General features: G+C 70.0%; 11 protein-coding genes. 10 read left to right on the top strand and 1 reads right to left on the bottom strand.

Annotated elements, in window-relative coordinates; genetic code table 11:
• Window positions 1-14: 14 nt before the first annotated feature.
• The 3 genes from AC0Z9V_RS09210 to rbfA all read left to right on the top strand — a co-directional run bounded on the left by AC0Z9V_RS09210 (window position 15) and on the right by rbfA (window position 4,065).
• The gene (locus AC0Z9V_RS09210; RefSeq protein WP_208740793.1) at window positions 15-434 is read left to right on the top strand and encodes a YlxR family protein; all 420 of its coding nucleotides are present in this window, start codon (window positions 15-17) and stop codon (window positions 432-434) included.
• 124 nt (window positions 435-558) lie between these two features.
• Complete coding sequence (gene infB, locus AC0Z9V_RS09205; protein ID WP_485141329.1) at window positions 559-3,507, top strand: translation initiation factor IF-2; 2,949 nt, start codon at window positions 559-561, stop codon at window positions 3,505-3,507.
• A 117-nt stretch (window positions 3,508-3,624) separates the two neighbouring features.
• On the top strand, window positions 3,625-4,065 hold the full coding sequence (gene rbfA, locus AC0Z9V_RS09200; RefSeq protein ID WP_133082202.1) for a 30S ribosome-binding factor RbfA: 441 nt from the start codon (window positions 3,625-3,627) through the stop codon (window positions 4,063-4,065).
• 124 nt (window positions 4,066-4,189) lie between these two features.
• Here rbfA and AC0Z9V_RS09195 read toward each other — a convergent pair whose 3' ends face one another.
• Window positions 4,190-5,368, bottom strand: coding sequence for a pyridoxal phosphate-dependent aminotransferase (locus AC0Z9V_RS09195; protein ID WP_485141328.1), 1,179 nt, complete (start codon window positions 5,366-5,368; stop codon window positions 4,190-4,192).
• A 78-nt stretch (window positions 5,369-5,446) separates the two neighbouring features.
• On the opposite strand from AC0Z9V_RS09195, the gene truB reads away from it, so the two are divergent.
• The 7 genes from truB (at window position 5,447) to AC0Z9V_RS09160 (ending at window position 12,056) form a co-directional block, all read left to right on the top strand.
• Window positions 5,447-6,349: a tRNA pseudouridine(55) synthase TruB gene (truB, locus tag AC0Z9V_RS09190; protein WP_485141327.1), complete on the top strand. Its 903-nt coding sequence runs from the start codon at window positions 5,447-5,449 to the stop codon at window positions 6,347-6,349.
• A gap of 2 nt (window positions 6,350-6,351) precedes the next feature.
• Entirely contained in the window at window positions 6,352-6,720 is a 369-nt protein-coding gene (locus AC0Z9V_RS09185) for a hypothetical protein (protein WP_133082204.1), read from the top strand.
• Between the two features lie 20 nt (window positions 6,721-6,740).
• Entirely contained in the window at window positions 6,741-7,190 is a 450-nt protein-coding gene (locus AC0Z9V_RS09180) for a hypothetical protein (protein WP_459268992.1), read from the top strand.
• Between the two features lie 98 nt (window positions 7,191-7,288).
• Entirely contained in the window at window positions 7,289-7,957 is a 669-nt protein-coding gene (locus AC0Z9V_RS09175; RefSeq protein ID WP_485141326.1) for a DUF4345 domain-containing protein, read from the top strand.
• Between the two features lie 161 nt (window positions 7,958-8,118).
• Entirely contained in the window at window positions 8,119-9,114 is a 996-nt protein-coding gene (locus AC0Z9V_RS09170) for a bifunctional riboflavin kinase/FAD synthetase (protein ID WP_133082206.1), read from the top strand.
• Between the two features lie 103 nt (window positions 9,115-9,217).
• Window positions 9,218-9,487 carry a 30S ribosomal protein S15 gene (gene rpsO, locus AC0Z9V_RS09165; protein WP_087072138.1) on the top strand — a complete coding sequence of 90 codons (270 nt, stop codon included), beginning with the start codon at window positions 9,218-9,220 and terminating at the stop codon, window positions 9,485-9,487.
• A gap of 313 nt (window positions 9,488-9,800) precedes the next feature.
• The gene (locus AC0Z9V_RS09160; protein ID WP_133082207.1) at window positions 9,801-12,056 is read left to right on the top strand and encodes a polyribonucleotide nucleotidyltransferase; all 2,256 of its coding nucleotides are present in this window, start codon (window positions 9,801-9,803) and stop codon (window positions 12,054-12,056) included.
• Window positions 12,057-12,114: the final 58 nt, after the last annotated feature.

Genomic DNA, 12,114 nt, shown 5'->3' with positions numbered 1-12,114 from the left:
CCGGAAGGGGTAGAATGGAAGGGACTGCTGTCGAGTCGCGCCCGGAAGACTCTGTTCGACGAGGAGAGTCCGGGCACCAGCCGGAGGACACCCATCCGACACGCACCTGCGTGGGATGCCGCCGACGGGACCGCCAGTCACACGTGATGCGGGTCGTCGCACGACCGATCGGCGGACAGGATGTCGCCGTTCTCGACGAGCGACGCCGGCTGTCCGGGCGGGGTGCTTGGCTGCACCCCGACACGGCATGCATGGAAACGGCCATCAAGCGGAAAGCCTTTCATCGGGCATTCCGCGGGCCGGTGGACACTGCCAGGCTGGCAGCGGACTTCCAGGCATACCTGGAGCGTCGCGACGAACGCTCCGATCCACCACCGTCCTCCCTGAAAGCGGGTCAGCACCCTCATGGAAACCCGATGAGTACCCAGCGATGAGTGCACAACGATGATCAATCCGTTGTGCTCTGCATTCGATCTGCCAGACGCCCTAGCGACTGGGATCAGCAGTAGGAAATAGACGGTTCGTGCCTGACTCGGTGCGGACCGAGACAGGAGAAATGTGGCCAAGGTCCGCGTACACGAGCTCGCGAAAGAGCTCGGTATAACCTCGAAAGACGCAGTTGCGAAACTGCAGGAACTGGGCGAATTCGTCCGTTCAGCCTCATCCACCATCGAGGCCCCCGTCGTGAAGAAGCTTCGCGGCGCATTCCCGGATGCGGGCAGCACCAAGACCGCTGCCCCCTCCGCCCCGTCACGCCCAGCGGCCCCCGCGCCGTCGGGCCCGAAGCCGGGCGCTGCCCAGGCCGCTCCCGAGGCTCCCGCCCCGGCCGCGCCCGCAGCCCCCTCGGCACCGTCGGTGCCGTCGACCCCTGCCGCTCCGGCCGCTCCGGCCGCACCGCAGCCGTCGCCGTTCTCGAACGGTTCGGCTCCCGCGGAGACCCCCGCCCCGGCAGCACAGGACACACCCGCACCCGCCCAGCAGGGCAGCCAGGGTGACGGCGCGACGCCGGGCGCACGTCCGGCCCCGCGGCCGGCCACCCCTCCGGCGGCTCCCTCCGCCGGAACCCGCCCGTCGGGCGCCCGTCCCGGCGGAGCGCCCCGTCCGGGCAACAACCCCTTCGCACCGTCGCAGGGCATGGGCTCGCGTCGCGGAGAGGCCGACCGCGGTGCCGACCGCACCTCGGAGCGTCCGCCCCGTCCGGGCAACAACCCGTTCGCACCGTCGCAGGGCATGCCCCGGCCCGGTCGTCGTGACGATGCACAGCAGCGTCCCGCCGCAGGTCCGGGCGGACCCCGCCCGGCTGCCGGTGCGGGCGGACCCCGTCCCGCTGCCGGTGCGGGTGGACCCCGTCCGGGCGCACCGCGTCCGGGGGCACCCCGTCCCGCCGGAGCCCCGGGCTCACGTCCCACCCCCGGCATGATGCCGAACCGCACCGAACGTCCTGCTGCCCCCGGCCGCGGAGCGCCGGGTGCGGGCGCCGGTCCGCGCCGCGGACCCGGTGGAGCACCTGCCAGCCCCAGCGGAGCACCCGCCGGCGGCGGTTTCGGCAAGGGCGGCCGCGGACGCGGCGGCACCGCCGGAGCCTTCGGCAAGGGCGGAGCCGGTCGCGGCAAGCAGCGCAAGTCGAAGCGTGCGAAGCGGCAGGAACTCGAGCAGATGTCGGCTCCCTCGCTGGGTGGCGTGAGCGTACCCCGCGGAGACGGCAACACGATCGTCCGTCTGCGCCGCGGTTCGTCCATCACGGACTTCGCCGACAAGATCGAGGCGAACCCCGCCGCACTGGTCACCGTGCTGTTCCACCTCGGTGAGATGGCCACGGCAACCCAGTCGCTGGACGAGGACACCTTCGAGGTGCTCGGCACGGAACTCGGCTACAAGATCCAGGTCGTCTCGCCCGAGGACGAGGAGCGCGAGCTCCTCAGCAGCTTCGACATCGACTTCGACGCGGAGCTGGAAGCCGAGGGTGACGAGCAGCTCGAGGCACGTCCGCCGGTCGTCACGGTCATGGGCCACGTCGACCACGGTAAGACGCGACTCCTCGACGCGGTGCGGAACACCAAGGTCGTCGAGGGCGAGCACGGCGGCATCACCCAGCACATCGGCGCCTACCAGATCCAGCACGTCCACGAGGACACCACGCGTGCCATCACCTTCATCGACACCCCCGGCCACGAGGCGTTCACCGCCATGCGTGCCCGTGGTGCGAAGGTCACGGACATCGCGGTGCTCGTCGTCGCAGCGGATGACGGCGTCATGCCGCAGACCGTGGAGGCGCTGAACCACGCCCAGGCGGCCAACGTGCCGATCGTGGTGGCCGTCAACAAGATGGACAAGGAAGGCGCGAACCCGGACAAGGTCAAGGGCCAGCTCACGGAGTACGGCCTGGTGCCCGAGGAGTACGGCGGCGACACGATGTTCGTGCACGTCTCGGCGCTCCAGGGCATGGGCATCGACGACCTCCTCGAGGCCGTCCTGCTCACCGCGGACGCCGCGCTGGACATGCGGGCCAACCCGAACAAGGACGCCCGCGGTATCGCGATCGAGGCCAACCTCGACCGCGGCCGCGGTGCCGTCGCCACGGTGCTCGTCCAGTCCGGAACGCTGCATGTCGGCGACACGATCGTCGCCGGTACGGCCCACGGCCGCGTGCGTGCGATGTTCGACGAGAACGGCGACGTCGTCACCACGGCCGGACCGTCGCGTCCGGTCCAGGTCCTGGGGCTGTCCAACGTGCCCCGTGCAGGTGACACGTTCTTCGTCACCGACGACGAGCGCACCGGACGCCAGATCGCCGAGAAGCGTGAAGCGGCGGACCGCAACGCGGCCCTCGCGAAGCGCCGCAAGCGCATCAGCCTCGAGGACTTCGACCAGGCCGTCGCCGAGGGCAAGGTCGACACCCTCAACCTCATCCTCAAGGGTGACGTCTCGGGTGCCGTCGAGGCCCTGGAGGACTCGCTGCTCAAGATCGACGTCGGGGAGGGCGTGCAGCTGCGCGTCATCCACCGCGGCGTCGGTGCGATCACGCAGAACGACGTCAACCTGGCCACGGTCGACAACGCGATCATCATCGGCTTCAACGTCAAGCCGGCCGAGCGCGTGGCGGACCTCGCCGAGCGTGAAGGCGTGGACATGCGCTTCTACTCGGTCATCTACGCCGCGATCGACGACATCGAGCTCGCCCTCAAGGGCATGCTCAAGCCGGAGTACGAGGAGGTGCAGCTCGGAACCGCAGAGGTCCGCGAGGTGTTCCGTTCCTCGAAGTTCGGCAACATCGCCGGTTCGATCGTCCGGTCGGGCATCATCCGACGCAATTCGAGGGCACGCGTCCTGCGCGACGGCAAGGTCATCGGGGACAACCTCTCCGTGGACTCGCTCAAGCGCTTCAAGGACGACGCCACCGAGGTCCGCACCGACTTCGAGTGCGGTATCGGCCTCGGGTCGTTCAACGACGTCAAGGAAGGCGACACCATCGAGACCTTCGAGATGCGGGAGAAGCCCCGCGTCTAGCACGTCGGTCGGCACAGGCGCCCCGGTTCTCCGGGGCGCCTGTGCTCGTCGCACACCCGGGACCCGCCCGCACGATGGGGACCCCCGATACCACCCGCTTTCGTAGGAGTAATAGCAATGGCAGATCCGGCCCGCGCCGCGCGGCTCGCGCAGCGCATCAAAGTCATCGTCGCCGAGGCGCTCCGGCGCCGAGTGAAGGACCCCCGGCTGGAAGCCGTGACCATCACGGACGCCCGTGTGACCAACGACCTCCAGCACGCCACCCTGTACTACACCGTGCTCGGCGACGCGGACGAGCAGCAGGCCACCCGGACGGCGCTCGAATCGGCCCGCGGCGTCCTGCGCTCAGAGGTCGGGAAGAACATCACCGCCCGGCTGACACCCACCCTCGAGTTCGTCCCCGACGAGGTGCCGGTCAATGCCAGCCACCTCGAGGAGCTGCTGCAGAAGGCCCGCGAGCGCGACGCCGAAGTGGCGGCGATAGCCCAGGGCGCCGACTTCGCGGGGGATGCGGATCCGTACCGCACCTCCGAGGACGACGGGGAGACGGGGCGCTAGTCCGTCCCACCGCAGCGCGAGAGGCAGCCGACCACCGGTCGGCTGCCTCTCGCGTCCTCCGGCCCTGTCGCGTCCGGAGCGCCCTGGCACGGCAGCGCCAGGCGGGGCGGCGCTCCGCGCCGGGTCAGGTCCGCTGCGGTGCCGGGAGGCGGGAGAGCCCTTCGACGAGTTCGTCCGTCCTGCCGCACAGGGCGATCCGCACCCAGCCCTCGCCCATGGCCCCGAACGCGGTGCCCGGTGCCAGCGCGACGCCCCGGTCCGCGAGGAACGCCCTGGTCCACGCCCGGACGTCGCCTCCCGTCGCGTGGGAGAGATCGGCCCACAGGTAGAAGGCGCCGCGGGCGTCGAGGTAGCCGATGCCGAGTGCGTCGAGGACCGCCGTCGCCGCGTCCCGATTGGCGCGGTAGTGCTCCAGGGCCGTGTGCACGTAGTCCTGCGGGCCGGTGAGGGCCGCGAGTCCGGCGTACTGGGACGGCGCGGACACGCAGGACACGGTGGCTTCCATGACGTTGTTCAGGAGCGGTTCCATCCCGGGCGGCGTGACGAGGGCGCCGATGCGCAGCCCGGTCAGGCCGTAGGTCTTGGACAGCGTGAGGGAGGTGATGACGCGTGCCTCGGTCGCCTCCGGCACGGCCTCGGGCCCGCCCGCGTCGAAACGCGCGGGGCTGATGTGCGGCACGTCGTAGGTGAACGCCTCGTAGCACTCGTCGGAGATGATCCAGAGATCGTTCTCGTGGGCGAAGCGCACGAGGTCGCGTGTCAGGTCGGAGCCGAAGACCGAGCCGAGGGGGTTCGACGGCGAGTTGAGCATGAGCACCCTGGTGCGCGCCGACACGAGCCGCCGCAGGTCCTCGATCCGCGGCTGGAAGCCGTGGTGCGGTACCAGGGGATAGGGCACGGGGACCCCGCCCAGCAGGCCGACGGTCATGGTGAACGTCGGATACCCGGGATCGGGGAGGAGGACCTCGTCGCCGGCGCCGATGAGCGTGCTGAGTGCCAGATGCAGACCCTGCTGCGCGCCGGCGACGACGAAGACACGGGAGGGGTCGTCCTCGACACCGGACCGTCGGGAGAAGTGCTCGGCGAACGCGGCCCGCACCGGAACGATGCCGGCGTTGGGCGTGTAGTCGGTGTCGTCCCGGTCCAGTGCCGCCATCGCCGCCTCGAGCACGTGGCGGGCCACGGGGAAGGCCGGTTCGCCGATGCTGAGGACGATCGAATCGGGCGTCGCCCACGCCGCCTGCGTGATCTCGCGGATCTGGTTGACCGGGACATTCACCACGTGGGCTGGAGCTGAGGGCATAGGCAGGATCGTATCGCGGGGTAGGGCCGGAGCGCGGCGGCGCCGGGAGGCCGCGCGGTGCCCCATATACTGGGAGGCGTGAATTCCGGGCAGGTCCACTCAGGGCTGATCATCGTGGACAAGCCTCAGGGCTGGACCAGTCACGACGTCGTGGGCCGGCTGCGGCGCCTCGCCGGGACCCGCAAGGTCGGCCACGCCGGGACGCTCGACCCGATGGCCACCGGAGTCCTCGTGATCGGCGTCAATCGCGCCACGCGCCTGCTGACCTTCATCGTGGGCACCTCCAAGACCTACACCGCGACCATCCGGCTGGGGCAGTCGACCGTCACCGACGACGCCGAGGGCGAGGTCACGGGCGGAAGCATCGCGGCGGCCGTCACCGAAGCGGAGATCAGGACCGCCGTGGCCGCCCTGACGGGCGAGATCCAGCAGGTCCCGAGCAGCGTCAGCGCCATCAAGGTCAAGGGCGAGAGGTCCTACGCCCGCGTGCGCTCCGGCGAGGACGTCGACCTCCCCGCGCGTCCCATCACCATCCACCGCTTCGACATCTCCGCGATCCGCAGGGTCAGCAGCGGACGCCTGCAGGACGTCGACGTCACGGTCGAATGCAGCTCCGGTACCTACATCCGTGCCCTCGCCCGCGACCTGGGCGGGGCCCTCGGCGTCGGCGGCCACCTCACGGCGCTCCGCCGGACCCGGGTCGGGCCCTACTCCATCGCCTCCGCCCGCACGCTCGACCAGCTCGCCGAGGATCTGGACATCCTGTCGCTCGACGACGCCGGCCGGGCGCTGTTCCCGGTGCGGGAGCTCTCGGACGCCGAGGCCGCGGACGTCTCGCACGGCCGGAAGATCGCGCCGAACGCGGAGCAGGACGCGCCCGTCGCCGCCTTCGCCCCGGACGGCACGCTCGTGGCCCTGCTGGAGAACCGCGGTGGCGCCGCGCGGACCGTCCTCGTGTTCGCTCCCGGCGGGAAGGAGTAGCCGTGGATCCCTTCTTCCTCGTGGGTGTCCTCGTCTGCTCGGTCTCCGCGGTCCTCTGTGTCGGAGCCTCCCTGCTGCGCCAGCCGCCGAACGACATCACCATCCTCTCGGTGGCGGCCGTCGAGCTGTTCCTCCTGGCCTACTCGGTGGGCGCCGGGATCCGCCAGGTCACGGGCGACCCCGTCCTGGGGGAGGCCTGGGAGTTCTGGGGCTACCTCCTCACGGCGCTCGTGGTGCCCGTGGGCGCGTTCTGGTGGTCCATCCTCGACCGGACGCGCTGGAGCAATCTCGTCCTGGCCGCCGCCGGGCTGACGGTCTTCGTCATGCTGTTCCGCATGGAGCAGATCTGGGACGGGGTGGCGGGCCTGTGACGGCTGGACATGACGACAACCTGCCCGCGAAGGGTGCCGGTGCGACGGACGCAGCCGACGACGCGAGGAGGACCAGCCGCGCCACCGGGCCGGGTCGCCTGCTCATCGCCGTGTACGGGGTCTTCGCGCTGGCGGCGACGGCCCGCGCCGCCTTCCAGATCGCCACCAAGTTCGGCGAGGCGCCGCTCGCCTATCTCCTCTCGGCCCTCGCGGCCGTCGTCTACATCGTCGCGACGGTGTCCCTCGCACGCCCCGGCGCGAGGGCCTTCCGCGTCTCCGTCGTCGCCGTCACCACCGAGCTCGTCGGCGTGGTCGCCGTCGGCCTCCTCAGCATCGTCGATGCCGAGGCCTTCCCGAGCGAGACCGTGTGGTCGGCGTTCGGCCGTGGCTACGGCTTCGTCCCGCTGATCCTCCCGATCCTCGGGCTGCTGTGGCTGCGCCGGAACGGGGCGGGTCGCACGGCCGACTGACTCCGCCGGGGCGCTCCTGCCCCTCCGGGCCCGCGGCGCGGTCCCACCGTGAGAGTATGGCGCTACAGCACCGATCCAGCCTGCCCCCAGGGAGCGTCATGACCAGCAACAAGCCCGAGCACGACAACTCCTCGTCAGCCGGGGCCGGTCGGCCATCGGTTCCCGACGCGCGCCGCCTCGACGGTACCGCCCGGACCGGCGGACGGTCCCCGGATGCGGAGGCTCCGGCGCCGCGGACCAGGGCGGCGGCCCCCGGGAATGACACCGCCGGCACGGGAGCCCCGACGTCCACGCCCTCCAGCGCCCCCAAGGCCAAGGGCAGGAAGTCCGGCACCCCCGGCACCTCGGGCGGGGACTGGAACGTCTTCCGGACCGTCGTGGTCCTGGTGGGCCTCGTCATCGCCGGCTTCGGCGCCTACTACCTGATCCTCGGGACGGCCGGGCTGCCGGACACCGAAGCCGACCCGGTCAACCCGACGCTCGAGAACCAGTTCCGGTTCTTCTCGGCCATGATGGTCGGTGTCGGTGCCGCATTCATCACCATCGCCATCAAGTTCCAGTGGGCCAACATGCTCTGGCTGGTATGCCTCATGGTCTTCGTCGGCGGGATCGGACGGGTCCTGTCCTGGGCGTTCTCCGGCACCCCGAACTACGTCCTGATCATCCTGATGGTCGTCGAGCTGGCCTTCCCGCCGGCCCTGCTCGTCTGGCACAAGTACATCGCCAAGACGAGCGACCTCCGGAAGGAGTTCGCCCAGCGCGGCTGACCCGGCCGGCCCAGGGCGTGCCGGGCCGCTTCCCACGAGCGCCGGAAGCCGCCCGCCACCTGCAGGCCGATGCCGTACGCCCCGGTCCTTTCGGCCATAATGGGAGCGGCGACCGACCCGGACCCGGGTGGCGGGAATCGGCCGAACCACGAAGGAGATGCGTGTTCTACTGGAGAGACCTGGACAGCGTGCCACCGGATTTCGGGCCCGCCGTCCTGACGCTCGGGAACTTCGACGGCGTGCACCGGGGCCACCAGCGCGTCCTGCAGCAGGTCGTCGAGGCGGCGCGGGAGCGCAACGCATCCGCCGTCGTCGTCTCCTTCGATCCGCACCCCGCACAGGTGCACCGGCCCGATGCGGCACCCGAGCTGATCATGGGTCTCGCCGACCGGGTCGAGACCCTCGCCGAGACCGGCATCGACGCGCTGCTCATGATGCACTACACCCTCGACCTCGCCGCGAACTCACCGGAGGAGTTCGTCGAACGCGTGTTCGTCCGGGCACTGAAGGCCAAGGCCGTGGTGATCGGCCACGACGTGCGCTTCGGCAGGGGCAACAGCGGGGATCTCGGCACCATGCGCGAGCTCGGCCGGAAGCTGGGCTTCGAAGTCCTCGTCATCGACGACTTCGGCGCGAGCCTCCCGCTGGACGCGACGGACGCCGACGGCGACCGGCGGTGCTCGTCCACCTGGGTGCGCGAAGCGCTCGAGGCCGGGGACGTCGGCACCGCTACCCGCGTGCTCGGCCGCAACCACCGCATGCGCGGCGAGGTGGTGCACGGAGCGGCGCGCGGACGGGAACTCGGCTATCCGACGGCGAACCTCGCCGCCTCCTCCCAGGGCTTCATCCCGGCCGACGGCATCTACGCGGGCTGGCTCGTCGACGAGGCGGGCACGCGGTGGCCGGCGGCGATCTCCGTCGGGTCCAACCCCACCTTCGACGGCGTCGACCGGCAGGTCGAGGCACACGTCATCAACCGACCGCCCGAGCGCGTCCAGGACTTCGACCTCTACGGGCAGTCGATCGTCGTCGAGTTCGTGGAGCGGCTGCGGGGGCAGGTCGCCTACACGGGGCCGGAGGCGCTCATCGAGCAGATGAAGCTCGACGTCGACCGCGCGCGCGGGCTGCTTTCGACAGAACAACAGGCCAGACGCTAAACTCGATACAGATCCGGCTGCAGTCCGTGGTGGCTGGATTTTTCTGTGTCGTCGTGCAAGCGATGCTCAGCACCTGTACACGGTACAACTCTAGGAGTTACACGTGGCCCTTGACGCCGCCATCAAGCAGGAAATCATCAAGGAATACGCCCTGGCCGAAGGTGACACCGGTTCACCCGAGGTGCAGATCGCGATGCTTTCCCGTCGTATCCTCGACCTGACCGAGCACCTGAAGATGCACAAGCACGACCACCACACGCGTCGTGGCCTGCTTCTTCTCGTGGGTCGCCGCCGTCGCCTGCTGGACTACCTGCGGGACACCGACATCACGCGTTACCGGTCGCTCATCGAGCGCCTGGGTCTGCGTCGATAAGTAGCACCGGAAGGCGGCATCCTCTCCCCGGGAGAGGGAGCCGCCTTCCTCGTACGGGCCCGGCGGCGCAGCGCGCTTCCGCGACACCGAAGAGCAGAACCAGCAGTACCTGACACCATAGACATACCCACGCACAACAGGAGCCAACCGGCACCACGCATTCGCGGTCCTCGGTAGTGGTCTCCGGAACGTATCCGACGATGCGGCTTCCGTGGATCTCGATCGAAGACCGGGTGCTGTGGACCGTCCACGAGGGACGGGACCACGACGGGTGCCGATTGCCTCCGATACCTGAGAAACGGAGGTGACTCTCTTGGAGGGTCCCGAAATCCAGTTCGCCGAAGCAGTGATCGACAACGGTCGCTTCGGAACACGCACCGTCCGGTTCGAGACCGGACGCCTCGCCCAGCAGGCCGCCGGCTCCGCCATGGTCTACATCGACGAGGACACCGCCCTGCTCTCGGCCACCACGGCCGGCAAGCAGCCCCGCGAGGGCTTCGACTTCTTCCCCCTGACGGTCGACGTCGAGGAGCGCATGTACGCCGCGGGCCGCATCCCGGGCTCGTTCTTCCGCCGCGAGGGCCGTCCCTCCACGGAGGCCATCCTGGCCTGCCGCCTGATGGACCGCCCGCTCCGCCCCGCATTCGTGAAGGGCCTGCGCAACGAGGTCCAGGTCGTCGTGACCGTCCTCGCGATCAACCCCGACGTCCGCTACGACGTCGTCGCCATCAACGCCGCATCCATGTCGACGCAGCTCTCCGGCCTGCCCTTCTCGGGTCCGATCGGCGGCGTGCGTGTCGCCCTCGTGTCCGACGGCAGCGGCACCGACCAGTGGATCGCCTTCCCGAAGCACTCCGAGCTCGAGAACTCGGTCTTCGACATGGTGGTCGCCGGCCGTATCGCCGGTGACGACGTCGCGATCATGATGGTCGAGGCCGAGGCCACCGACAACTCCTGGAACCTCATCAAGGAGAACGGCGCCACGGCCCCCACCGAGGAGATCGTCGCCGACGGCCTCGAGGCCGCGAAGCCCTTCATCCGCGCCCTGTGCGAGGCGCAGGCCGACCTCGCGGCACGTGCCGCGAAGCCCACCGTCGAGTTCCCGGTCTTCCTCGACTACCAGGACGACGTGTACGCGGCCGTCGAGTCCGCCGGAGCCGAGAAGCTCGCGCAGGTCTTCCAGATCGCCGACAAGCAGGAGCGCAACACGGCGACCGACGCCCTCAAGGCAGAGCTCATGGACGCCCTCGGCGGCTCCTTCGAGGGACGCGAGAAGGAGCTCTCCGCAGCCTTCCGCTCGCTCAACAAGGCCGTCGTCCGGCAGCGCATCCTCAAGGACCAGGTCCGCATCGACGGCCGTGGCCTGAGCGACATCCGCAAGCTCACCGCCGAGGTCGAGGTCCTGCCGCGCGTGCACGGCTCCGCCATCTTCGAGCGCGGCGAGACCCAGATCATGGGCGTCACCACGCTGAACATGCTCAAGATGGAGCAGCAGATCGACTCGCTGTCACCCGTCACGCGCAAGCGCTACATGCACAACTACAACTTCCCGCCCTACTCCACCGGTGAGACCGGCCGCGTCGGTTCCCCGAAGCGCCGCGAGATCGGCCACGGAGCGCTGGCGGAACGCGCCCTCGTGCCCGTCCTGCCGAGCCGCGAGGAGTTCCCCTACGCGATCCGCCAGGTCTCCGAGGCGCTGAGCTCCAACGGCTCCACGTCGATGGGTTCGGTCTGCGCCTCGACGCTGTCGCTGCTCAACGCCGGTGTGCCCCTCCGGGCGCCGGTCGCGGGCATCGCCATGGGCCTCGTGTCCGACGTCGTCGACGGTCAGACCCGCTACGCCGCGCTGACCGACATCCTCGGAGCCGAGGACGCCTTCGGCGACATGGACTTCAAGGTCGCGGGCACGTCGGAGTTCGTCACGGCGATCCAGCTCGACACCAAACTCGACGGCATCCCCGCCTCCGTGCTCGCTGCAGCGCTGAAGCAGGCCCGCGAGGCCCGCCTGCACATCCTCGGCGTCCTGCAGGCCGCGATCGACACCCCGGACGAGCTCTCCGAGTTCGCACCGCGGATCATCTCGGTCAAGATCCCCGTGGACAAGATCGGCGAGGTCATCGGCCCCAAGGGCAAGATGATCAACCAGATCCAGGAGGACACCGGAGCCGACATCTCGATCGAGGACGACGGCACCGTGCTGATCGGCGCCACGAACGGCGAGTCGGCCGAGGCGGCGCGCGCGGCGGTCAACGCCATCGCGAACCCGCAGGTCCCCGAGATCGGTGAGCGCTACCTGGGCACGATCGTCAAGACCACGACCTTCGGTGCCTTCGTCTCGCTGACGCCGGGCAAGGACGGCCTGCTGCACATCTCCGAGCTGCGCAAGCTCGCGGGCGGCAAGCGTGTCGACAACGTCGACGAGGTCGTGTCCGTGGGCCAGAAGGTCCAGGTCGAGATCACCAAGATCGACGACCGCGGCAAGCTGTCGCTCTCGCCCGTCGTGGCGGAGGACTCCTCCGAGGACGCCGGCATCGAGCTGCCCGACGCCGCCGAGGCCGACGACGCGTAGCCTGTCGTCCCGCTCGTCCTGAGCGGACCGCGGCCCCGGCGCCGACCGATCCATGTCG

The organism is Arthrobacter sp. UYP4, assembly GCF_057291175.1.
This window is presented reverse-complemented; position numbering and strand designations above follow the sequence as displayed.